This is a genomic window from Pseudomonas sp. JV449 (genome assembly GCF_032424295.1).
Lineage (GTDB): Bacteria > Pseudomonadota > Gammaproteobacteria > Pseudomonadales > Pseudomonadaceae > Aquipseudomonas > Aquipseudomonas marginalis.
In genome coordinates this window covers 120755-142297 of the sequence record NZ_VYKD01000016.1, presented here as the reverse complement: position 1 = coordinate 142297, position 21543 = coordinate 120755, and the positions used below count along the sequence as shown (strand labels likewise).

20 protein-coding genes are annotated in these 21543 nt (G+C 63.3%); 9 read left to right on the top strand and 11 right to left on the bottom strand.

Annotation, left to right across the window (positions count from 1 at the left end; all coding sequences use genetic code 11):
* Positions 1 to 66: 66 nt before the first annotated feature.
* The 7 genes from ggt to F6S08_RS16270 all read right to left on the bottom strand — a co-directional run bounded on the left by ggt (position 67) and on the right by F6S08_RS16270 (position 8292).
* On the bottom strand, positions 67 to 1791 hold the full coding sequence (ggt, locus tag F6S08_RS16300; RefSeq protein ID WP_315871903.1) for a gamma-glutamyltransferase: 1725 nt from the start codon (positions 1789 to 1791) through the stop codon (positions 67 to 69).
* Positions 1792 to 1883: 92 nt separating this feature from the next.
* Complete coding sequence (metC, locus tag F6S08_RS16295; RefSeq protein WP_315871902.1) at positions 1884 to 4586, bottom strand: cystathionine beta-lyase; 2703 nt, start codon at positions 4584 to 4586, stop codon at positions 1884 to 1886.
* Positions 4587 to 4625: 39 nt separating this feature from the next.
* Complete coding sequence (locus F6S08_RS16290) at positions 4626 to 5222, bottom strand: cysteine dioxygenase (protein ID WP_065948674.1); 597 nt, start codon at positions 5220 to 5222, stop codon at positions 4626 to 4628.
* Between the two features lie 16 nt (positions 5223 to 5238).
* Positions 5239 to 6063 carry an amino acid ABC transporter ATP-binding protein gene (locus F6S08_RS16285; RefSeq protein WP_065948673.1) on the bottom strand — a complete coding sequence of 275 codons (825 nt, stop codon included), beginning with the start codon at positions 6061 to 6063 and terminating at the stop codon, positions 5239 to 5241.
* Positions 6050 to 6733: an amino acid ABC transporter permease gene (locus F6S08_RS16280; RefSeq protein WP_065927768.1), complete on the bottom strand. Its 684-nt coding sequence runs from the start codon at positions 6731 to 6733 to the stop codon at positions 6050 to 6052. The genes F6S08_RS16285 and F6S08_RS16280 overlap by 14 nt, the downstream gene beginning before the upstream one ends.
* Positions 6723 to 7457, bottom strand: a complete 735-nt coding sequence (locus tag F6S08_RS16275) for an amino acid ABC transporter permease (protein ID WP_065927801.1) — start codon at positions 7455 to 7457, stop codon at positions 6723 to 6725. The genes F6S08_RS16280 and F6S08_RS16275 overlap by 11 nt, the downstream gene beginning before the upstream one ends.
* A gap of 13 nt (positions 7458 to 7470) precedes the next feature.
* On the bottom strand, positions 7471 to 8292 hold the full coding sequence (locus tag F6S08_RS16270) for a transporter substrate-binding domain-containing protein (RefSeq protein ID WP_137213062.1): 822 nt from the start codon (positions 8290 to 8292) through the stop codon (positions 7471 to 7473).
* A gap of 243 nt (positions 8293 to 8535) precedes the next feature.
* Here F6S08_RS16270 and F6S08_RS16265 point away from each other — a divergent pair, with 243 nt between their 5' ends.
* The gene (locus F6S08_RS16265) at positions 8536 to 9387 is read left to right on the top strand and encodes a LysR substrate-binding domain-containing protein (protein ID WP_370671275.1); all 852 of its coding nucleotides are present in this window, start codon (positions 8536 to 8538) and stop codon (positions 9385 to 9387) included.
* A gap of 82 nt (positions 9388 to 9469) precedes the next feature.
* On the top strand, positions 9470 to 10615 hold the full coding sequence (locus F6S08_RS16260; protein WP_315871901.1) for a PatB family C-S lyase: 1146 nt from the start codon (positions 9470 to 9472) through the stop codon (positions 10613 to 10615).
* 47 nt (positions 10616 to 10662) lie between these two features.
* Here the strand turns inward: F6S08_RS16260 and F6S08_RS16255 are convergent, their stop codons facing one another.
* Positions 10663 to 10878 (bottom strand): molybdopterin-binding protein, encoded by a 216-nt coding sequence (locus tag F6S08_RS16255; RefSeq protein ID WP_003173733.1) that lies wholly within the window; start codon positions 10876 to 10878, stop codon positions 10663 to 10665.
* Positions 10879 to 11307: 429 nt separating this feature from the next.
* On the opposite strand from F6S08_RS16255, the gene F6S08_RS16250 reads away from it, so the two are divergent.
* Genes F6S08_RS16250 through F6S08_RS16240 form a run of 3 tightly spaced genes read left to right on the top strand, consistent with a single transcriptional unit; the run spans position 11308 to position 13830 of the window.
* The gene (locus F6S08_RS16250) at positions 11308 to 12279 is read left to right on the top strand and encodes an aliphatic sulfonate ABC transporter substrate-binding protein (RefSeq protein ID WP_065927771.1); all 972 of its coding nucleotides are present in this window, start codon (positions 11308 to 11310) and stop codon (positions 12277 to 12279) included.
* 10 nt (positions 12280 to 12289) lie between these two features.
* Entirely contained in the window at positions 12290 to 13117 is an 828-nt protein-coding gene (locus F6S08_RS16245; protein WP_065948672.1) for an ABC transporter permease, read from the top strand.
* Positions 13114 to 13830, top strand: a complete 717-nt coding sequence (locus tag F6S08_RS16240) for an ABC transporter ATP-binding protein (protein ID WP_315871900.1) — start codon at positions 13114 to 13116, stop codon at positions 13828 to 13830. Before F6S08_RS16245 ends, F6S08_RS16240 begins: the two co-directional genes overlap by 4 nt.
* A gap of 333 nt (positions 13831 to 14163) precedes the next feature.
* Here the strand turns inward: F6S08_RS16240 and F6S08_RS16235 are convergent, their stop codons facing one another.
* The 3 genes from F6S08_RS16235 to F6S08_RS16225 form a co-directional block, all read right to left on the bottom strand.
* Positions 14164 to 15081, bottom strand: a complete 918-nt coding sequence (locus F6S08_RS16235) for a FecR domain-containing protein (protein ID WP_065927774.1) — start codon at positions 15079 to 15081, stop codon at positions 14164 to 14166.
* Positions 15078 to 15596: a sigma-70 family RNA polymerase sigma factor gene (locus tag F6S08_RS16230; RefSeq protein WP_027607930.1), complete on the bottom strand. Its 519-nt coding sequence runs from the start codon at positions 15594 to 15596 to the stop codon at positions 15078 to 15080. The genes F6S08_RS16235 and F6S08_RS16230 overlap by 4 nt, the downstream gene beginning before the upstream one ends.
* A 91-nt stretch (positions 15597 to 15687) precedes the next feature.
* On the bottom strand, positions 15688 to 16629 hold the full coding sequence (locus F6S08_RS16225; protein WP_092489217.1) for a LysR family transcriptional regulator: 942 nt from the start codon (positions 16627 to 16629) through the stop codon (positions 15688 to 15690).
* Positions 16630 to 16745: 116 nt separating this feature from the next.
* Between F6S08_RS16225 and F6S08_RS16220 the strand changes: the two genes are divergently transcribed.
* The 4 genes from F6S08_RS16220 to aldA are packed head-to-tail and all read left to right on the top strand — an operon-like array spanning position 16746 to position 21497.
* Positions 16746 to 18041: an MFS transporter gene (locus tag F6S08_RS16220; RefSeq protein WP_315871899.1), complete on the top strand. Its 1296-nt coding sequence runs from the start codon at positions 16746 to 16748 to the stop codon at positions 18039 to 18041.
* A gap of 16 nt (positions 18042 to 18057) precedes the next feature.
* The gene (rhmD, locus tag F6S08_RS16215) at positions 18058 to 19242 is read left to right on the top strand and encodes an L-rhamnonate dehydratase (protein WP_092489219.1); all 1185 of its coding nucleotides are present in this window, start codon (positions 18058 to 18060) and stop codon (positions 19240 to 19242) included.
* A 10-nt stretch (positions 19243 to 19252) separates the two neighbouring features.
* Positions 19253 to 20053, top strand: coding sequence for an aldolase/citrate lyase family protein (locus tag F6S08_RS16210; protein ID WP_092489220.1), 801 nt, complete (start codon positions 19253 to 19255; stop codon positions 20051 to 20053).
* A 10-nt stretch (positions 20054 to 20063) separates the two neighbouring features.
* A complete protein-coding gene (gene aldA / locus F6S08_RS16205) occupies positions 20064 to 21497 on the top strand; it encodes an aldehyde dehydrogenase (protein WP_315871898.1) in 1434 nt (477 codons plus the stop codon).
* The last annotated feature ends 46 nt before the right edge of the window (positions 21498 to 21543 follow it).

Genomic DNA, 21543 nt, shown 5'->3' with positions numbered 1-21543 from the left:
GTTTTTTATTGGGGCGGCTTCGCCACCCAGCGCGGGGCAAGCCCGCTCACTACAACACCGGGGTGGTTAGTAGCCCAGCGACAGGCCGGTGTTACGACGCGGGTCATTCGCCCCATAGAAGCGGTTGTTACCCACCGGCTTACCCTCCAGGGACGGTGCCCCCACCAGGATTGCCGCCAAGTGGTTCGCATCCTGCGGCCCGGCAAACTTGTGGCCCCAGCTTTCCAGAATCTTCTGGGTGTCCGGGCTGATCGCGAAGGTCTCCAGGTTGGTGGTTTCCGGCATCCATTGCTGGTGGAAACGCGGCGCGTCCACGGCTTCCTGGATGTTCATCTTATAGTCGATGACATTCAGGATGGTCAGCAGGGTCGCGGTAATGATGCGGCTGCCGCCCGGTGTACCCACCACCATCAAGGCCTTGCCGTCCTTGGTCACGATGGTCGGGCTCATCGACGACAGCGGCGCCTTGCCCGGTGCGATGGCGTTGGCTTCACCCTGGACCAGGCCGTACATGTTCGGCACCCCGACCTTGACGGTGAAGTCGTCCATTTCATCGTTGAGGATCACCCCGGTCTTGCTCGCCATCACGCCCGCACCGAACCAGTCGTTGAGGGTGTAGGTCACCGAGACCGCGTTGCCCCACTTGTCGACGATGGAATAGTGGGTGGTGTTGTTGCCTTCATGGGGCGACACACCGGGTTTGATCGCCTGGGAATCCCCGGCCTTCTGCGGCTCGATGGCGTCACGCAGCTTGGCCGCGTAGTTCTTGTCCAGCAGATGCTCGATCGGGTTCTTCACGAAATCCGGATCGCCCAGGTAGCTGTTACGGTCCACGTAGGCGTGGCGCATGGCTTCGATCTGGTAGTGCAGACCCTGGGCCGAGTGATAGCCCAGGTCGGCCATCGGGTAGCCTTCGAGGATGTTCATGATCTGGCAGATCACCACACCGCCCGAGCTTGGCGGCGGTGCCGAGACCACGTGGTAGCCACGGTAGTCACACTCGATGGGCGCCAGTTCGCGGGTCTTGTACTTGTCCAAGTCGGCCTGGGTGATGATGCCCTTGCCGGCCTGGCTGGAATCCACCAGGGCCTTGGCGACCCACCCTTTATAGAAACCGTCGCTGCCCTTGGCGGAGATTTCCTTCAGGGTTTTCGCCAGGTCTTTCTGCACCAGCTTCTGGCCGACCTGCATCGGCTGGCCGTTGTGCAGGAAAATCCCGCGCATATCCTTGTCTTTTTCGAACTCGCCGGTGGCGGTGTGCAGCAGATCGATATCACCCTGCTCCAGGGCAAAACCGTTTTCCGCCAGCTTGATCGCCGGGGCAATCACCTGGGCGCGCTTGAGGGTGCCGTACTTGCTCAGGGCCAGCTCCATGCCGGAGACGGTGCCGGGCACGCCGACGGCCAGGTGACCCTTGGCACTCAGGCCTTCAACGACATTGCCGGCCTTGTCCAGGTACATATCGGCGGTGGCCGCCAACGGGGCCTTTTCGCGGAAGTCGAGGAAGGTCTTGCGCCCATCCGCCAGTTGCACGGTCATGAACCCGCCGCCGCCCAGGTTACCCGCCGCCGGGTACACCACCGCCAGCGCATAGCCGACCGCCACGGCGGCATCCACCGCGTTACCGCCGGCCTTGAGTACATCCACGCCGACATGCGTGGCCAAATGCTGGGCGGTCACCACCATGCCATTTTCACCGGCCACCGGGGCCTGGGACGCGGCTTGTACGCCGCTGACCGTCAACACCAAGGCGGTGGCAATCAGTGTGCGGCTGAAGGGTTGGTATTTCATCCATGGCTACTCTAGTTATTGAGATGCACCAAAATAGCCCGTCCCGAATTTAATCCCCAGCGCAATGGCGTTTTTATTACAGAACCTGTCGGTCACAGAACGGCACGTACAAAGCCGCGTTGCAGATCCTCAATCAACGCCGCCATATCTTCCAGACCGATATGCAGGCGCACCACCGGGTTCAGCCCACGGTCGGCCGCACTGTCGCGGTCGCCGGTGTCGGCCACGGTGACCAGGCTTTCATAGCCGCCCCACGAAGCGCCCAGGCCGAACAGCTGCAAGCCGTCGATAAACCGCTCGACGTAAGCGGCGTCTGCATTCATCAGTTCAAACGACAACAACCCATTGCTGCCGGTGAAGTCCCGGCGCCACAACCCATGCCCAGGATGCCCGGGCAAGGCCGGATGGAACACGCGCTTGACCTGCGGTTGCGCCTGCAACCACAGGGCGATGTCCACGGCCTGGCGTTCGTGCACATCCAGGCGTGATGCCAGGGTGCGTGCGCCGCGCAGGATCAGGTAGGCGTCGTCGGCACTCACCGCGTTGCCGAAGGTGTCGCTCATCCTGCCCAGCGCAGGCCAGGCCGCTGGTGTGGTGCACACGCTGCCCATCATCACGTCGCTGTGGCCGCCGAGGTATTTGGTCAGGGCCATGATCGAAATATCCGCGCCCAACGCCAGTGGCCGGTACAGGTAGCCCGAGCCCCAGGTGTTGTCGACGGCGAGCAGGATGTCGCGTGGCTTGCACAACGCGGCAATCGCCGGCAGATCGCACAGCTCATACAACAGTGAGCCCGGCACTTCGGCGTAGACCAGCCGGGTGTTGGCTTGCAGTTGCGCTTCCAGCCCCTTGCCATCGGGTGCGAAGTAGCTGACCTCGATGCCGAACGGCTGGAGGAATTCACGTGCCAGCTTGCGCACCGGGGAATACACCGCGTCGGTGATCAGCACATGATCGCCGGGGCGCAGGTAGGCCAGGAACACCTGGGCCGCCGCCGCCAGGCCCGTGCCGTAGAGCCGCGTGCGAAAGCCGCCCTCCAGCTCGGTGACCAGGTCTTCCAGCGCATGGGAGGTCGGGTTGCCACGCGCGCCGTAGCTGAGCACCCGCTCGCTGTCGCGGCGGGCACGGGCGTCGCGCATCTGCGCCAGGTTGTCGAACAGCACGGTGCTCAGGCGCGTAATCGGCACATTGACTGCGCGGCCGCCATGACCTTTTTCGGTACGCGCGGCATGGATCAAGCGCGTGCGCACCCGCGACACAGGTGCCAACGGCTGGAGGCTGGCGATTTCCGCTTCGCTCATTTGCGCGAGCAGGCCGATTTCCCAGGCCAGGTACTGGCGCGCGGCGTCCTTGTTGCCGTTGTGACGGTCGTGGGTGAAAAACAGGAAGTCGATGCACTCGGCGTCGGGCGGTGTCTGCGGATCCTGGTTGACCGGCAGGCCGGCCGAGGCCCAGGCAGCGAAGCCACCGTCGAGCAACCGGGCCGACAGGCCTTCGGCAGCAAAGGCCGCCAATGCCGGGTCATCCGCCACCAGCACCAAGGGACGATGGTCGGTCTTGAGCCGCGCACGAATCGACCAGCGGGACCCGGCAATATGGCCCTTGCGGTAGGCCATGCTCGGGCGCAGGTCGATCAGGTTCACATCGCTCAATTCCAGCGCCAGGGCCTGGGCGCTGATCAGCGGCAACGGCTCATACGCCACCGTCGGCAACACCGGCAGCGCCAGACTGCTGTCGATACCACCGCTGAGCACATAGGCTTGGTGCCCGAGTTGACGCAGCCAACTGGCGACAATCGGCGCACGCACGCCATCGCTGTCCACCAGCACGATGCGCGCCTGGCGCACGCCGATATACAGGTCGGTGGCCTGGATCAACTGCCCGCCCGGCGTATGTTGCGCGCCTGGCAACGAGCCGAGGGCAAATTCCTCAGCAGTGCGCACATCACACAGGAACAGGCTGCGTTGCGCGTCCTCGGCCCACAGCCGGACTTGATCCGCTGACACCTCGACCACCCCTGCCCGCCCCGCCAACTGCCGTGCCGCCAGACGCTGCGAGGCGAGGTCGCCTTTGACCTGATCGGCATAGCGCCGAGTACTGCCATGTTCCAGCTGGAAATCTTCCAGGTACCAGCCCTGGGTACCGTTTTCCAAGGCATAGACAGGGTTTTTAAGGCCCAGGTTGATCAGCGTCTGGGCGCCGATAATGCTGCGGGTGCGTCCTGCACAGTTGATAACGATGGGCGTGCGTTCATCCGGCACCAGATCCTGTACGCGGTAGCCCAGCTCACCGTTGGGGCAGCAGATGGAACCGGGGATGGTCATCTTGCGGTACTCCTCGAACGGTCGCCCGTCCAGCACCACCAGCGGCTCGCCACTGGCTTGCCAATCGGCCAGTTGCCGGGCGGTGACGTGAGGCGTATGGCTGGCCTCTTCGACCAATTCGCCAAAGGCCTTGGACGGCACATGCACACCGGCAAACAGCTGCAACCCCGCCGCCTGCCAACCCTCGGCACCGCCCTCCAGCACATGCGCGCGGCGGTAGCCCAGCGCCTGCAAACGCGCGGCAACCAGCGCCGCCACCTCGCCGCCATCCTGGTCATAGATCACCAGCCTCACCTGCGGGTTGGGCGCCAGGCGGCGTACCTCCAGCTCCAGGCGGCTATAGGGCAGGTTCACCCCATGGAACAGGTGGGCTTCGCCGTATTGCCCGTGTTCGCGCACGTCGAACACGGCGATTTCCTGCCCATCGAACAGCCATTGCTGCAGTTGACGTGGGGTGATGGTCTGGCTCATGGAAGTCCCAACAATTAAGAGAAAAGTGACGGCAACGCGTCAGGCATAGGCCTTGATCGACGGCGCCATCTGCGAGGCGTTGTAGTTGAGGATGCGGCCGTCCGCGTCCACACCGTAGCGGCCGTTCAGGGATTCCAGCGGCAAGCCATACAGGTGGAAATGCAACGTTGCCTGCTCACCTTCAACCTTGATGCCATGCAGGTCTTCACCGAGGAACGAGATCGACGTGCCCGGCTGCACAATCACTTCCTTCTCCAGGCTCAGAGTGGTGAAGCCCGGCTCGTGGCCTTGGTCATTGCGTACATAGACGTAGTTGATCTCCTGGCCTTCCACCGCGCTGATGATCGCCCAGGTCTCATGGTTGTGCGGCAGCGTGCTTTTGCCCGGCAACAGCGAGTTGAGGTACAGGGTCGGCGTATCGCCGTCGTCGTTGAGACGATAGCGGAATGCGGTGCTGCCCTGCCCTGGCACAGGCGCGGGGAATTCTTCGAAGTTGAACAGGTCGCGGCGCTCGGCCAATTGTTCCAGCAGGCCGACGATGTCCACCAGGGCTGCGCGGTCTACGCCGCGCTGGTTGATGACGCGGATCTGCTGCAAAAACGCCTCGATCACGGCGGCACGGTTTGCGTTGCTCATCACGGTTTTCCTCTTATCAGACTGACAGGCTGTAACGGCTCAAATGGGTCAACAGGTACGGGTCATGGTGGATGGGGCCACGGCGCCCCGAATCGCCCAAGGCATGGCGCAGGAACGTCCGGGTGCGTTCGTTGCCAGGGTTCTGGAAGATCTGCGTGGCGCTGCCATGCTCGACAATCACGCCGTTTTCGGTGAAGTACACGACGTCGCTGATCTCTTCGGCGAAGCGCATTTCATGGGTGACCAGCACGCAGGTCATGCCCTCTTCGGTCAATTCGCGAATCACCGTCAGCACTTCGCCGACGGTTTCCGGGTCGAGCGCCGAGGTCACTTCGTCAAACAGGATCAGCTCCGGGCGCATCGCCAGGGCGCGGGCAATCGCCACGCGCTGCTGCTGGCCGCCGGACAACTGGCCGGGGTACGCATCGGCCTTGTGCTCCATGCGCACCTTGGCCAGCAGCGCCCGCGCGTCTTTTTCCGCATCGGCACGGCTGCGACCGAGCACCTTGCGCGGGGCGATCACCAGGTTTTCCAGCACCGACAAGTGCGGGAACAGGTTGTATTGCTGGAACACAAAGCCGACGCGCTTGCGCAACTCGATGCGCTGGGCTTCCTGGACCAGGCTGTCGACCTGGGTCTGGCCCACGCGAATACTGCCGCGCTGGGGCTGCAACAGCCCGGTGATGCAGCGCAGGATCGTGGATTTGCCCGAGCCGGACGGGCCGATAATCGACACGGCCTGGCCACGCAGCACGTCGAGGTCGATGCCCTTGAGCACCGGGTTGGCGCCGAACGACAAGTGCACATCCCGCAGGCTCACCAGGGGTTCAGTAGAAGGCATAACGGCGCTCCAGGTGTTGGGTCAGGCGGGAAATCGGGTAGCAATAGGCAAAGAACAGCACCAGCAGGCTCAGGTAGATCACCACGGTAAAGCCGGTCATGTTCACGGTGTTGCTGGCGATCTGCGCGGTGTCGATCACGTCATGCACACCCACCAGCGAGGCCAGCGCGGTGCCCATGGTGACTACCGCGTAGAGGTTCATCCACGGCGGCAACATGCGCTTGAAGCACTGCGGCAGGATGATCGAGCGAAACAGCTGGCCACGGGTGAATGCCAGGGACCGCGCGGCTTCCCATTGGGTGCTGGGGATCGAACCGATGGCGCCCCGGAAGATTTCCGCCACGTTGGCGCTGGCCGGTAACGCCAGGCCGATAGTGACCTTGACCCAATCGGGGAACGACACATAGCTGCTGCCGATACGAATCTCGAACGGGAACACGTAGGTAGTGAAATAGATCAGCACCAGCCACGGCGCATTGCGAAACACCTGCACCCACAGCCGCGCCACAAAGCCCAGGGGCGACAACGCCAACGCACCGATCACCAGGCCCAGCACCGACCCCATGCCGATCGCCAGCAGGCTGATCAGGATATTCTGGCCAAAGCCTGCGACCAGCGCCGGCGACCACTGCCACAACGCCGACAGCACGGGAAATGAATCAATGGCCATAGCCGGGCATCCTCAGGCGCGCTTCAAGCCAGCGCCCCACACAATTGACGATAAAACTCAGCAGGCCGAAAAAGCTCAGGATCAGGAGCATCAGCTCCAGTACGTTGTCACTCTGGGTCCAGATCATGATCGCCGCGTAGGTGATGTCGCCCACCGCAATCGCGGAGGCCACGGCGGTCATCTTCACCAGGTCAATCAGGTTGTTGATCAACGACGGCAAGGCAAAGCGCAGCGCCAGGGGCAACTGCACATTCCACAGCAACTGGCGGCGGCTGAAGGCCAGGGAGCTGGCGGCCTCCAGCGTGACGGCAGGCACCGCTTCGATGCCGGCGCGCAAGGCCTCGGCATGAAACGCGCCCTTGTGCAGCGAGATCACGATCACCACCCAGGCGAACGGCGTCAGCGGGTTGGCCGCGCCGACCGCCTGGGTCAACAGCATGTTCAACACCAGGAACGCGCAGTAGAGCTGCACCAGCGTCGGCGTGTTGCGCGTGACTTCCACAAACACCCGCGCCGGCTTGGCCAGCCACGGGTTGCCTGAAGTCAGCATCGCCGCCAGCGTGATCCCCGCCAGCAGACTGCCGAGGATCGTGAACAGGCACAGCAGGCCGGTGGTCAGCGCGCCCTGGACCAGGCTGCCGCGCTGATAGGCGTCGAGCAGGAAGGTGTAGTTCAGGCCGATACGCGCGGCCCAATCGACGCACAGCTCAAGCAGATGGCTCATCTCCATTGCCGGCTCAAGCACCCTTGAACTGTTTCTGCAACTCCACCAGGGCCGGTGATGCCGGACTGATGCGGTTGCGGGTCTGGGCCTCGATCAGCCAGCCGCTGCGGTGTAGTTCCTTGACGATCGGATCGAGCCTGGCCTGGGTGTCGCCTTCGCCACGACGGGTCCAGATCACCGACGGTGCCGGGTTGAGCTCCGGACCAAGGACGCGGTAGTCCTTCCATTCGGCACTGTCGTTGATCAATGGGTTGATCAGGGTAGAGTCGTGCACCGCCGCGACGCAGTTGTTGCCCCGCAGGGCCAGCAGCGATTCGGACGAGCTCTTGAACGCCTTGAGCTGCGCGCCGAACTCGGTCAGCGGCTTGACGTAGCTGCTGCCCTGGGAGGTGCACACGGGTTGGTCCTTGAGGTCTTCCCAGCGGGAGAACTGGCTGTCTTTGAGCACCGCAGCCGCACCGCCGACGCGGTAGAACGGCGTCGGCACGAAGCCGAGGATTTCACCGCGTTCGGCGGTCCATTCCATATTGGCGATGAGCAGGTCGACCTTGCCCTGTTGCAGGAACTGCACGCGATTGGCTGGCAATACCGGCACCAGCTGCACCTCGGCCTTGAGTTGACGGCCCAGCTCATTGGCCAGGTCGACGTTCAAGCCCTTGGGCTGTTGCGTCGCCGGATCGATGCTGCCAAACGGCCCGCCGGACAACAACACGCCCACCACCAGCACATGGCGCTGCTCGATCTTGTCCAGGGTCGCATCGGCCTGCGCCGCCACACTTCCGCCCAGGGCGATCATCGACCCCAGGGCCACCGGCAACCATTTCTTGAACATCATTGGACTTCCCCCTGGCGAATGATCGGCGTACCCCGACCTGATGGAGGGGCATGCTAGGGAGAGTGCGCGGGCAACGGAAATGCAAATATCTCATATCGTTATAACTTGCCGTATCTGCCCCGCCTTCGTTTTTGGCATAACCCTTTATTTATTGGACCACGAAAAAATAATCTTCAGAAAAGCATAAATATCTGTAATGTTTAACTTCACGTCCTTGATATAAAACCGCCCCTGGAAATGGCCATGTCGACCCTCGACCTTGAACTCCTGCGCACCTTTATCGCCGTGGTCGACCACCACAGTTTCGCCGAAGCCGGCACGCACCTGGCGCGCACCCAGTCGTCCGTGACCCAGCATATGCAGCGCCTGGAGCAGCAAGTGGGGGTCAGCCTGTTCGAGAAGCGCGGCCGGCAAAAACAACTGACCGAGCCCGGCCTGCAACTGCTGCGTCATGCGCGGCAGATGCTCGCGCTGAATGACGATGCATTGAATTCCCTGCGCGAGAGCAGCCTGAGCGGTGTGCTGCGCATCGGCTCGCCCCACGATATTGCCGACACCATCCTGCCGCCGATCCTCAGCCATATTGCCCGCTCGGCGCCGCGCCTGCGCCTGGAGATCGACGTGGGCCGCAGTCCGTTCCTGATGGACGACCTGCACCGGGGCAAGGTGGACATGGTGATCTCCACCCGCGCCGACCCGAACCTGGAAGGCTTTGCGCTGCGTACGTCGCCGGTGTGGTGGATCTGTTCGGCGCAGTACATCCACCAGCCGAGCGAGCCGCTGCCGCTGATCCTGGTGGATGAGCCGAGCATCTACCGGCGCTACGCGCTGGAGGCGCTGGAACGGGCGAACATTCCCTGGCGCCAGGCGTACCTGGCGTCGAACCTGATCGGGATTAAAGCGGCCACTCGCGCGGGCCTGGGGGTGACGCCGCGCAGCATGGAAATGCTCGGCCCGGACATGCGCGTGCTGGGCGAAACGGATGGGTTGCCGAGGTTGCCGGAGGTCACGTATTACCTGTGGATTCGGCCGAATACGGCGAACCCCATTGCGCGCAAGGCGTATGACTTGATTCGGGGCAGCCAGGGCCTGTAAAGACGGGGCTGGCATCTGGATTTTATCCCGTTAGAATCATCGCCATTCCCGCCTGCCCCCCCCCCCTGACACGAGCCCCTTCATGAGCTTTGATTTCGATACGATCCACCCCCGCCTCGGCACTGGCAGCACCAAATGGAATCGCTACCCCGCCGATGTGTTGCCGATGTGGATCGCCGACATGGACATCGCCGCGCCGCCCGCCGTGCTGCAAGCCCTGCACGCGCGCCTCGACCAGCAGATTCTCGGCTACAGCGTGGCCGGCCCGGATGTACGCGAGGCCATCGTGGCCGACCTGTGGGCCAAGTACGCCTGGCGCGTGCAGCCCGACGACCTGCTGTTCCTGCCTGGCGTTGAGCCTGGCTTCAATATGGCGCTGCACGCCTTCGTCCAACCGGGCCAGCCGGTGGTGCTGCAAACCCCCAACTACCGGCCGATTCGCCTGGCGCCCGGCCACTGGAACCTGCCGCGCATCGAAGTACCGTTCGAGTTGAACAACGCCGAATACATCACCCCCATGCCCGCCCTGCGCAAGGCCCTGACCGGCGCCGGCGCACTGCTGCTGAGCAACCCGCACAACCCCATCGGCAAGGTCTTCCCCCGCGAAGAACTGCTGGCCCTGGCCACTGCCTGCCTGGAAAACGGCGCGCTGATCATCAGCGACGAAATCCACGCCGAACTGTGCTTCGACGGCCGCCGCCACATCCCCACCGCCAGCCTTAGCCCTGAGATTGCCCAGCGCACCATCACGCTGATGTCGGCGAGCAAGGCCTACAACGTGGCCGGCCTGAAGACCTGCTTTGCGGTGATCCAGAACGCCGGGATCCGCGAGCGCTTCAACCAGGCCCGCTGCGGCATGGTCGACAGCGTCAGCCCCCTGGGCCTGGAAGCCACCCGCGCCGCCTACAGCCAGTGCGGTGAATGGCTCGACGCGCTGAAGCACTACCTGCAAGCCAACCGCGATTACCTGCTCGACGCCGTGCAAACCCGCTTGCCCGGCGTGGTGATGCATGCGCCGCAAGGCACCTTCCTCGCCTGGCTGGACTGCAGCGCCCTGGGCCTGGACGACCCACAGCAGTTCTTCCTGGAGCAGGTCAAGGTCGGGCTGAGTGCGGGGATCGAATTCGGTGACGACAGCCAGCAGTTCGTGCGCCTGAACTTCGGCTGCCCACGGGCTTTGCTGGAAGAGGGTCTGCAACGTATGGAGCGTGCGCTGCAGCAGCGCTGAGGCAGACTTTATGAATGTGGGAGCAGCGCTCCCACATCCGGTGGGCTTCACAGCTTGGCGATGGACACTTCGGTGGACTTCACGAAGGCAATCACTTCGCTGCCTACCTTCAATTCCAGGTCACGCACCGAGCGGGTGGTGATCACCGAGGTGACGATGCCGGACGCGGTTTGCACGTCGATTTCGGACACCACCTCCCCCAGCAGGATTTCCTTGATCACGCCCTTGAACTGGTTGCGCACGTTGATCGCTTTAATAGTCATGTCGGCTTTCCTTTTGGCTGTTGGGTCAATCCGCACGAATGCGCAGGCCCTCAAAGTGCGCTATCACGCAGAATATTAAAAGGAATATATAACTCTTTATTTATTCCATAAACGCATATGAACACTGTTGCCTTACCAACATCTGATCAACAATTTGCTCCCCTGGTAGCAGCTGCCGAGCCCCGGCGAGGCTGCGTCGGCCGCGACTCGAGCCTGAATCGGCAGCGCGCCTGACGCAGCCTCGCTTGCGCTCGGCAGCTGCTACGGATGTGGATAAGGCGATATTTACGGTTAAGACGTTATCTACGCGGGGGAGCGCTGGCCTTGGCATAGAGACTGCATATTCCTGGAAAGCATGATGGAACATGCCGAATCAGTTTTCTGAATATAAGAAAAGCCTTCTCTCAACGCCTTGTCCGGAGCTGTTCCATGAAACCCTTCACCCAGCGTGTACTCGGCGCCTGCGCCCTCGTCCTGAGCCTGCAGGCGCAGGCATATGCCGCCGAAACCGATCCCGCCGAAGTCAACCTCGACTACGCCTACTACTCGCCGGTCAGCCTGGTGCTCAAGCACTTCGGCTGGCTGGAACAGGCCCTGCCCCACAGCAAGGTCGGCTGGGTACTCAGCCAGGGCAGCAACCGCTCCCTGGAATACCTCAACAGCGGCGGCGTGGATTTCGCTTCGTCCGCCAGCTTGTCCGCCGTGTTGAGCCGCGCCAATGGCAGCCCGATCAAATCGGTGTACGTCTACAGCCGCGCCGAGTGGACCGCCCTGGTGGTGCGCAAGGACTCACCACTCAACAGCGTCAGCGACCTGAAGGGCAAGAAAATCGCCGCCACCAAAGGCACCGATCCGTACCTGTTCACCCTGCGCAGCCTGCAACAGGCCGGGCTGAAAAAAGACGACGTGGAGCTGGTGCACCTGCAACATCCCGACGGTCGCACCGCCCTGGAAAAAGGTGACGTGGACGCCTGGGCCGGCCTCGACCCGCACATGGCCGCGAGTGAAATCCAGGCCGGTTCGCGCCTGCTGTACCGCAACAAGGACTTCAACAGCTACGGCGTGGTGAGCGTCACCGAGCAGTTCGCCAAGGCGCACCCACAGACCATCACCAAGGTGCTCGGGGCGTATGAAAAAGCCCGGGATTGGGCGGTGAAGCACCCCGATGAATTCGCCAGGTTGCTGGCGGATGAATCCGGCCTGCCGCTGGAAGTGGCCAAGCTGCAATTGTCGCGTACCGATCTGAGCACGCCGTTGTTGAGCGCCAAGGATGTGCAGTCGTCGAAGGCGGCGGCGCCGATCCTGGTGTCCGAGGAATTGGTGCGTCGTGGGGTGAATGTGGACCAGGTGATCGATCAACTGATCGACCCTTCGTTTGGCCAAACCCTGTCGAAGCAATAAGGGGCGCGCGATGACCAGCAAAAGCCAGGCATTGCCCCTTCCGGCCCCCGCAGTCAGCCAGCGCAGCGCCTGGCCACGACGGTTCAAAGGCCTGGTCTTGCCGGTGCTGATCCTGATGATCCTGGAAGGGGTCGTGCGGGTGGGCTGGCTGCCGTCCTACCAGATGCCGGCGCCCAGCGAGATCGCCGTGACCCTCACCGACCTGGCCGAGGGCGCCTTGTGGAAACACATCAGCGCCAGCCTCGCCCGCGTGCTGCTGGGCTTTGCCATCGGCGCCGGCCTGGCCCTGGTGTTCGCCGCCTGGGTCGGTTTGAGCCGTGAAGCCGAAGCCTATCTGGAACCGACCTTCGCCGGCCTGCGTTCGATCCCGAGCCTGGCCTGGGTGCCCTTGCTGCTGCTTTGGCTGGGCATCGATGAAACCTCGAAGATTGTGCTGATCGCCATTGGCGCGTTTTTCCCGGTGTACCTCAATGGCGTCGCGGCGATTCGCGATATTGATCGCAAGCTGGTGGAAGTCGGGCAAATGTACGGGTTCAGTCGCCGCCGCCTGGTGCGCCGGATCCTGCTGCCCGCCGCCCTGCCCGGCCTGTTTACCGGGTTGCGCAGTGGCTTGAGCCTGGCGTGGATGTTCCTCGTGGCGGCCGAACTGATCGCGGCGACCAAGGGCCTGGGTTACCTGCTCAGCGATGGGCGGGAAACCTCTCGGCCCGACATCGTGCTGGCCGCCATTATCGTATTGGCGCTACTGGGCAAGGTCAGCGACGGCCTGCTGGCGGCGTTGGAGAAACGCTGCCTGGCCTGGCGCGACACCTTCACCGGCCAAGGAGCGGAACAATGAGTACGCAGCCGTTATTGGACATTCGGGTGGAGCGTAAAAGCTTTGCCAGCACCACCGTATTGAAAGATGTACGCCTGGCCTTGCAGCCGCGCGAAGCGGTCAGCCTGCTGGGCCCCAGCGGCTGTGGCAAAAGTACCCTGCTGCGGATCGTCGCCGGGTTGGAAAAGGACTTCCAGGGCGAACTGCGCAGCCCTGACGGCAACGTGGCGTTCGTGTTCCAGGAACCGCGCCTGATGCCCTGGCTCACGGTGGAGCAGAACATTGGTTTCAGCGATGACAACCGCTACGACAGGGCCTGGGTCACACAATTGATCGAGGAAGTCGGCCTCAAGGGCTTCGCCCAGGCGCTGCCCAAGGCATTGTCCGGCGGCATGGCACAGCGGGTGGCGATCGCACGCGGCCTGTATTCACGTCCGCAGGTGCTGTTGCTGGATGAACCGTTCAGTGCGGTGGATGCCTTCACCCGCATGAAGCTCCAGGACTTGCTGCTGCAACTGGCCGCGCACCACGCCATCGCCCTGTTGCTGGTGACCCATGATGTGGACGAAGCGCTGTACCTGAGTGACCGGGTACTGGTGATGGACAACCGGCCCAGCAGCATTCGCCAGGAGCTGACGGTCGACCTGCCGCATCCGAGGGATCGGCGTGACCCGCTGCTGGCCCGGCTCAAGGCGCTGGCCTTGACCGAGTTGCAGCGTGCCCACGTGATCTGAGGACTACTCCTAACCTGTGGCAAGCCCACTCACCACAATAAGCTTGCGCAGGCTCACCCAATAACCCATTCGAGAGTGCACCTCCACACCCCACGTGATCTGAGGACTACTCGTAACCTGTGGTGAGCAGGCTTGCCCCGCGTTGGGCTGCGCAGCAGACCCAAAACCAGGCGCTGCGGTTTACCTGACAGAACACAGGCATCCTGATTGGGGCTGCTTCGCAGCCCAGCGCGGGGCAAGCCCGCTCACCACAGCAAGCCCGCTCACCACAGCAAGCCCGCTCACCACAATAAGCCCGCTCACCACAGCACGCAGGCTGGCCACAAACCCGCATCATGCCGCCTTGCGCAGGCTCACCCAATAACGGGTCCGAGATTGCATCTCCAACCCCAGGGTCGAGGCCAGCAGGCTGAGGATGCGGTCGGTGTCATCCAGGCGAAAACTGCCGGTCACCCGCAGCGTTTCCAGGCTGGGATCCCAACGCAATACGCCCGGACGATAGCGTTCCAGCTCGCGCAGAAAATCCCCCAGCAACTGGTTCTGTGCGGTCAACACGCCGTCGCGCCAGCCTAATTGCAGCACATCGAAGGGCACTGAGGCGCCAAGCCCGGCGGCTTTCAACGGCGCTTGCTGGCCCCCCTGCAATGTCGCCAGGTTTGCGCGCAAATCACGCACCTGCACCGCGCCCTTGAGCACCGACACCAGGCAGCCGGAAGGCAGTTGCCGCACGCACACCTCGGCCTGGCTGACGAGCAATTGGCCGTAGCGGGTTTGCACCGTCATCGCCGCCTTACCCGGAACGTTCAGCGCCAGCTCACCGTCGACCAGGGTGATGCGCCGTTGTGCCAGGTCCACGTCTACGGCTGTAGCGGTATTGAGTTGCAGGCTGCCCCCTTCGGCCAACGGCAGGCGTTTGCGTTCGCCGGTAGCGGTGTGCAAATCGGCACGCCAGGCTTCGATGGGCAACTGGCGGCTGATCAGCCAGGCCGCCGGCACCAGCGCCGCCACCCCCAGGGCGCGCTTGAGCACGGCACGTCGCCCCGGTTGCGGGCGGTCGAGGCTGGCCATGGCGAGCGCCTGGGGCAAATCGCTGAAACGCTGGCGCAGGGTTTGGGCTCTTTGCCAGGTCTGTTCATGCTGGGGATGGCTGTCGCGCCAGTGCTGCAAGGCGGCGTGATCACGCTCGGTGGCCGCGCCGGATTCGAGCAGCGCCAGCCACTGGGCGGCGGCGCGCGCGACGTCGCGGCTCACAGCTCCACCAGCAGGCAATGCTCGTAGGCCTGGGCCATGTAGCGCTTCACCGTACGTTCGGACACGTCAAGGCGCTCGGCAATCTCGCGGTAACCCAGGCCTTCCAGCTGGCTCCATAGAAACGCACGGCGCACCAGCACGGGCAAGCCGTCGAGCAATTCATCCAGGGCTTGCAGGGTTTCCAGCACCAGCCAGCGCTGTTCGGGCGACGGCACACAGGTGTCGGGCAAGGTAGCCAGGGCATTCAGATACGCCTGTTCGAGGCTGCGGCGCTGATGGAAATTCACCAGCAGGCGCTTGCCCACTGTCACCAGGTACGCCCGGGGTTCCTGCATCTGCGCAATCGGCTGCGCACTGGCAAGCACCCGCAGGAACGTATCCTGGCTCAGGTCGGCCGCATCCCAGGCATTGCCCAGGCGTCGCCGCAGCCAGCTTTCCAGCCAACTGCGATGGTCACGGTACAAGCTCGATAGCGTCAGTTCAGGAGCGTGCGTGGGGACAACAGCATCATTCATGGCAACAACCTGCACGGCGCGATTGAGTCTCAAATGAGATTCATTCTATTTAATATCGTGCCGGGACACCATGATCTTTTCAACTTCGCGTTTACAGCATCGCCGCCTTCTGCCGCAGCAGGTCAATAAACAAGCCCAATTCGCGGCTCACCCCCTCGCCCTTGCGCAACAAGATGCCAAACGGCGCCAGCCGCACGTCCAGGGCCACCGGCAGCGCGACCACCAGGCCCATTTTCAGATAATCACGCAAGGCACTTTCCGACAGCACCATCACCGCGTCGGTCAGTTGGATCAACTGCTGCATGGAGTACACCGAGCTGCATTCGATGATATCCGCCGGGCTTGGCAGCGCCAGGTCTTGCAGGGCCTGGTCGAAACCGATACGCGCCGGGCTGGTTTGCGGTTGCAGGATCCACGGCCAGTCGCGCACCAGCTCTGCCAGGGATAGCAGACCGCGTCGGACCAATGGGTGGCCGGCGTGCACCACCACCAGCAGACGCTCGTTGCCCAGGGGTTCGAAGCTGTAGTGCTCGCTGTCGGTGGCGGCGTTGCGCCGGGAGATGGCCAGGTCGATGCGCCCCTGCTCCAGCAGTTGGATCACCTGGTCGCTGGTGTCGCCCATGATGCGGATACGCAGTTGCGGGTTGAGCGCCTTGATCTGCGCAATGCAGTCCATCACCAGGTCCGGCGCGGCGCCCATGATGGTGCCGATAGACAAGTAGCCATACCCGCCCTGCTGGCGCGCCATCAGGTCTTCGGCGCAACGGTCGAGACCGCTCAGTGCCGATTCGGCAAAATTGATCAGTTGCTGGCCGAGTGCCGTAGGACGCATCCCCCGTGGCAGGCGCTCGAACAGGTCACAGCCGAACATGTCCTCGATCTCGCGCAGCATGCGCGTGGCCGCCGGTTGCGACATGTTCAGGGCCTGGGAGGCGCGGTGCAGGTTCTGGCTGGAACTCAGCGCCACCAGCATATGCAAGTGCTTGTAGCGCAGGCGGTTGAACAGGCTGGGGGAGATCGTGGAACTACGCATTTTTTTCCTTATTATCGATACCCTGAGGTTATCGGTTGTAAGCGAGATTCGATTTGTAGCGCATTGCTCGGCCGCCGTACAGTCCGGTCCATAAGAACAAAACAACGGACCTCCTCATGAAAACCCTGCCCGCGCACCTGCTCGCCAAGATTTCCTGGCGGCTGCTGCCCTTCCTGCTGTTGATGTACATCATGGCGTTTCTCGACCGCGCCAACGTCGGGTTCGCCAAGCAAGCCTTCCAGGCCGACACCGGTTTGAGCGCTGCCGCCTTTGCCTTTGGCGCTGGTGTGTTTTTCGTCGGCTACGCGCTGCTGGAAGTGCCGAGCAACCTGATCCTGCACCGTGTCGGCGCCCGTCTGTGGATGTGCCGGATCATGGTCAGTTGGGGCCTGATTTCGGCGGCGATGGTGTTCGCCCATGACGAAACCAGCTTCTACGTACTGCGCTTCCTGCTGGGCGTGGCCGAAGCCGGGTTCTTCCCCGGCGTGATCCTGTACCTCACCTACTGGTTCCCCCAGGCCGTGCGCGGCAAGGCCATGGGCTTCTTTTACTTTGGCGCGCCCCTGGCCTTTATCTTCGGCAGCCCATTGTCCGGTTTGCTCTTGGAGATGGATGGCTTCGGTGGGATTCACGGCTGGCAGTGGCTGTTCGCCGTGGAAGGTTTGATGGCCAGCGCGGTAGGCATCTGGGCCTACTGGTACCTGGACAATCGCCCCGCCGACGCCAAGTGGCTGAGCGTGGACGAGCGCCAGCAAATCCAGAGCCTGCTCGACCTGGAAGACCAACACAAAACCTCCCATGGCCGCAGCCTGCTGACCGTGTTGTGCCAACCCTCGGTGCTGTACCTGTGCCTGGTGTACCTGCTGATCCAGGCCAGTGTGTATGGCGTGGTGTTTTACCTGCCCACCCAGGTGGGCGGCCTGCTCGGCACCAAGGTCGGCTTGATGGTCGGGCTGGTTTCGGCGGTTCCCTGGGTCTGCGCGCTGTTCGCTGCCTGGTGGATCCCCGGTTATTCCGACCGCACCGGCGAACGCCGCCGCACCGCCTGCCTGACGTTATTGATGGCGGCCGCCGGCATCGCCTGCTCGGTGACCTTCGCCAACCCACTGCTGGGCATGCTCGCGCTGTGCTTTGCCGCCTCGGGTTTTATCGCGGTGCAGCCGGTGTTCTGGACCTTCCCCTCCAGCTACCTTGCCGGCAGCGCCGCCGCAGCCGGCATTGCGTTGATCAATTCCTTCGGTGCCCTCGGCGGCTTTATCGCCCCTGTGATCAAGCAGTGGGCCGAAGGCGCCTTCGATTCCCCGGCGGCCGGTTTGTACTTGCTGTCCGCCACCACGGTACTCGCTGCATTGCTGGTACTGGGCATCCATTCACCCGGCCGCACCGCGTCGAACACGCCGGCCACTGTTTAATTCCAGGAGTCATACCATGGGTCATCTCACCATCAAACACGTGCGCGCCTTTGTCCTGCGAGGCGGCGGCGCCGATTACCACGACCAGGGCGACGGCCATTGGATTGACGACCATATCTGCACGCCCATGAGCAAATACCCGGAGTATCGCCAGAGCCGCCGCAGCTTCGGCATCAACGTGCTCGGCACCCTGGTGGTGGAAATCGAAGCCAGCGACGGCACCGTCGGTTTTGCGGTGACTACCGGCGGCGAACCGGCGGCGTATATCGTCGAAAAACACCTGGCACGCTTTATCGAAGGCGCACGTGTCACGGACCTCGAGAAGATCTGGGACCAGATGTACCAGTCAACCCTCTACTACGGTCGCAAGGGTTTGGTGATCAACACCATTTCCGGGGTTGACCTCGCGCTGTGGGACCTGCTCGGCAAGATCCGCCAGGAGCCGGTGCACCAGTTGCTCGGCGGCGCGGTGCGTGACGAGTTGCAGTTCTACGCCACCGGCGCGCGCCCGGACCTGGCGCAGAAGATGGGTTTTATCGGCGGCAAGATGCCCCTGCACCACGGGCCCAGCGAAGGCGAAGAAGGCCTGCGCAAAAACCTCGAAGCCCTGGCGACCATGCGCGAACGGGTCGGCCCGGAGTTCTGGTTGATGCTCGATTGCTGGATGAGCCTGGATGTGAACTACGCCACCAAACTGGCGATAGGCGCCCATGAACACGGGCTCAAGTGGATCGAGGAAGCGCTGTCTCCCGACGACTACTGGGGCTACGCCGCCCTGCGCAACAACGTGCCAAAAGGCATGTTGGTGACCACCGGCGAACATGAAGCCACGCGCTGGGGCTTCCGCATGCTCCTGGAAATGGGCTGCTGCGACATTATCCAGCCGGATGTCGGTTGGTGCGGCGGCCTCACCGAGCTGGTGAAAATCTCCGCCCTGGCCGATGCCCACAACGCAATGGTCGTGCCCCACGGCTCGTCGGTGTACAGCTACCACTTTGTTGCCACCCGCCATAACAGCCCGTTCGCCGAATTTCTGATGATGGCACCCAAGGCCGATGAAGTGGTGCCGATGTTCCACCCGCAACTGCTCGGCGAGCCGGTCCCGGTGAATGGCCGCATGCGCTTGTCGGTGCTCGACAAGCCCGGTTTCGGCGTAGACCTGAACCCGGATTGCCAGTTGCACCGTCCGTACAATCGCTGAGGAAAACGCCATGAATATGCCCCGTAATGGTTTCAAGGCCGCCCTGGCCAAGGACGCCACCCAATATGGCATCTGGGCCGGTTTTGCCACCGGCTACGCCGCCGAGATCGTCGCCGGCCTCGGCTACGACTGGATGCTGATCGACGGCGAACACGCGCCCAATACCGTGCCCAGCGTGCTCAACCAATTGCAGACCGTGGCCCCGTACGCCACCGCACCGGTGGTGCGTGCGGTCAACAGTGACGCCAGCCTGATCAAGCAACTGCTCGACGTCGGCGCCCAGACCCTGATGATCCCCATGGTGGAAACCGCCGAACAGGCCCAGGCCCTGGTGCGTGCCATGCGCTATCCGCCCCATGGCATTCGCGGCGTCGGTGGCGGCCTGACCCGCGCCACCCGTTGGGATGGCGTGGCCAACTACCTCAATACCGCCCATGAAGAGCTGTGCCTGATCGTGCAAGTGGAGTCGCGCCTGGGCGTGGAAAACGTCGCGGCGATTGCTGCCGTGGAAGGCGTGGATGCGGTGTTTATCGGCCCCGCCGACCTGTCCATCGGACTCGGCCACGCCGGCAACCCCGGCCACCCCGAAGTGCAGGAGCGCATCAAGCATGCGGTGGAGGCCACCCTCGCCGCCGGCAAGGCCAGCGGCATCCTGGCGCCCAACGAAGACGACGCACGCCGCTACCAGGCCTGGGGTTGCCGCTTTATCGCGGTGGCCATCGACATCAGCCTGCTGCGCCAGAGCGCCCTGGCCACCCTGGCCCGCTACCGCCCTGCGGCTGAAACGAACGCGCCATCGCGCACTTACTGAGGAGCTGCCCATGTCATCCGTTCCCGTGTACCAGAACTTTATCAACGGCCGCTTTACCCCAAGCCAGGCGCACATCGATGTGCTCAACCCGGCGACCGGGGTCTTGTTGTCCAAGGTCCCGGCGTCCACCGCCGACGACGTCGACCAGGCCCTCGCCGCGGCCCGCAGTGCGCAAAAAGACTGGGCGCGCAAACCCGCGATCGAACGCGCCGGGCACCTGCGCCGCATCGCCGCCAAGCTGCGGGAAAACGTCGCCCACCTGGCCCGCACCATTACCCTGGAGCAAGGCAAGGTCAGCGGCCTGGCCGAGGTCGAAGTGAACTTCACCGCCGACTACCTCGACTACATGGCCGAATGGGCGCGGCGCATCGAAGGCGAGATCATCACCAGCGACCGCCCCAACGAAAACATCTTCCTGTTCCGCAAACCGTTGGGCGTGGTGGCCGGGATCCTGCCGTGGAACTTCCCGTTCTTCCTGATCGCCCGCAAGCTGGCCCCGGCGCTGCTCACCGGCAACACCATCGTGATCAAGCCCAGCGAAGAAACCCCGAACAACTGCTTTGAATTCGCCAAACTGGTGGCCCAGACCGACTTGCCCGCCGGCGTGTTCAATGTGGTGTGCGGCGATGGCCAGGTCGGCGGTGCTCTGACTGCCCACAAGGGCGTGGACATGATCAGCTTCACCGGCAGCGTCGCCACCGGTTCACGCATCATGGCCGCCGCCGCGCCGAACATCACCAAGCTCAACCTGGAGCTGGGCGGCAAGGCGCCGGCCATCGTGCTGGCAGATGCCGACCTGGACCTGGCGGTCAAAGCCATCCGTGATTCGCGCATCATCAACACCGGCCAGGTGTGCAACTGCGCCGAGCGCGTGTACGTGGAGCGCAAGGTTGCCGACCCATTCATCGAGCGTATCAGCGCGGCCATGTCCGCGACCCGCTACGGCGATCCGCTGGCCATGGCCGATGCGGAAATGGGTCCGTTGATCAATCGCCAGGGCCTGGACAGCGTCAACCGCAAAGTGCGCACCGCCCTGAGCCAGGGCGCCACGTTGGTCAGCGGCGGGCAGATCGCCGACCTGGGTGCCGGCTTTCACTTCCAGCCGACGGTATTGGCCGGGTGCCGGGCCGATATGGAGATCATGCGCGAAGAGATCTTCGGCCCGGTGCTGCCGATCCAGATTGTCGACGACCTCGACGAAGCCATCGCCCTGGCCAATGACTGCGACTACGGCCTGACCTCGTCGATCTACACCCGCGACCTCGGCAAGGCCATGCACGCGGTGCGCGAGATCGACTTCGGCGAAACCTACGTCAACCGCGAAAACTTCGAAGCCATGCAAGGCTTCCATGCCGGCGTGCGCAAATCCGGGATCGGCGGCGCCGACGGTAAGCACGGCCTCTACGAGTACACCCATACCCATGCGGTGTACCTGCAGAGCTGAGGTGGTGAAACGGGTCGGCGCGCGGTAGCGTGCGGGCCTTTCCTGA

Bases quoted from the DNA above. Each gene is read 5' to 3' on its own strand.
- aldA (WP_315871898.1), top strand. From the start codon at position 20,064: ATGTCATCCGTTCCCGTGTACCAGAACTTTATCAACGGCCGCTTTACC.
- ggt (WP_315871903.1), bottom strand. From the start codon at position 1,791: ATGAAATACCAACCCTTCAGCCGCACACTGATTGCCACCGCCTTGGTG.
- F6S08_RS16225 (WP_092489217.1), bottom strand. From the start codon at position 16,629: ATGCGTAGTTCCACGATCTCCCCCAGCCTGTTCAACCGCCTGCGCTAC.
- F6S08_RS16260 (WP_315871901.1), top strand. From the start codon at position 9,470: ATGAGCTTTGATTTCGATACGATCCACCCCCGCCTCGGCACTGGCAGC.
- rhmD (WP_092489219.1), top strand. From the start codon at position 18,058: ATGGGTCATCTCACCATCAAACACGTGCGCGCCTTTGTCCTGCGAGGC.
- F6S08_RS16290 (WP_065948674.1), bottom strand. From the start codon at position 5,222: ATGAGCAACGCAAACCGTGCCGCCGTGATCGAGGCGTTTTTGCAGCAG.
- F6S08_RS16245 (WP_065948672.1), top strand. From the start codon at position 12,290: ATGACCAGCAAAAGCCAGGCATTGCCCCTTCCGGCCCCCGCAGTCAGC.
- F6S08_RS16230 (WP_027607930.1), bottom strand. From the start codon at position 15,596: ATGAATGATGCTGTTGTCCCCACGCACGCTCCTGAACTGACGCTATCG.
- F6S08_RS16250 (WP_065927771.1), top strand. From the start codon at position 11,308: ATGAAACCCTTCACCCAGCGTGTACTCGGCGCCTGCGCCCTCGTCCTG.
- F6S08_RS16255 (WP_003173733.1), bottom strand. From the start codon at position 10,878: ATGACTATTAAAGCGATCAACGTGCGCAACCAGTTCAAGGGCGTGATC.
- F6S08_RS16210 (WP_092489220.1), top strand. From the start codon at position 19,253: ATGAATATGCCCCGTAATGGTTTCAAGGCCGCCCTGGCCAAGGACGCC.
- F6S08_RS16240 (WP_315871900.1), top strand. From the start codon at position 13,114: ATGAGTACGCAGCCGTTATTGGACATTCGGGTGGAGCGTAAAAGCTTT.
- metC (WP_315871902.1), bottom strand. From the start codon at position 4,586: ATGAGCCAGACCATCACCCCACGTCAACTGCAGCAATGGCTGTTCGAT.
- F6S08_RS16220 (WP_315871899.1), top strand. From the start codon at position 16,746: ATGAAAACCCTGCCCGCGCACCTGCTCGCCAAGATTTCCTGGCGGCTG.
- F6S08_RS16275 (WP_065927801.1), bottom strand. From the start codon at position 7,457: ATGAGCCATCTGCTTGAGCTGTGCGTCGATTGGGCCGCGCGTATCGGC.
- F6S08_RS16265 (WP_370671275.1), top strand. From the start codon at position 8,536: ATGTCGACCCTCGACCTTGAACTCCTGCGCACCTTTATCGCCGTGGTC.
- F6S08_RS16280 (WP_065927768.1), bottom strand. From the start codon at position 6,733: ATGGCCATTGATTCATTTCCCGTGCTGTCGGCGTTGTGGCAGTGGTCG.
- F6S08_RS16270 (WP_137213062.1), bottom strand. From the start codon at position 8,292: ATGATGTTCAAGAAATGGTTGCCGGTGGCCCTGGGGTCGATGATCGCC.
- F6S08_RS16285 (WP_065948673.1), bottom strand. From the start codon at position 6,063: ATGCCTTCTACTGAACCCCTGGTGAGCCTGCGGGATGTGCACTTGTCG.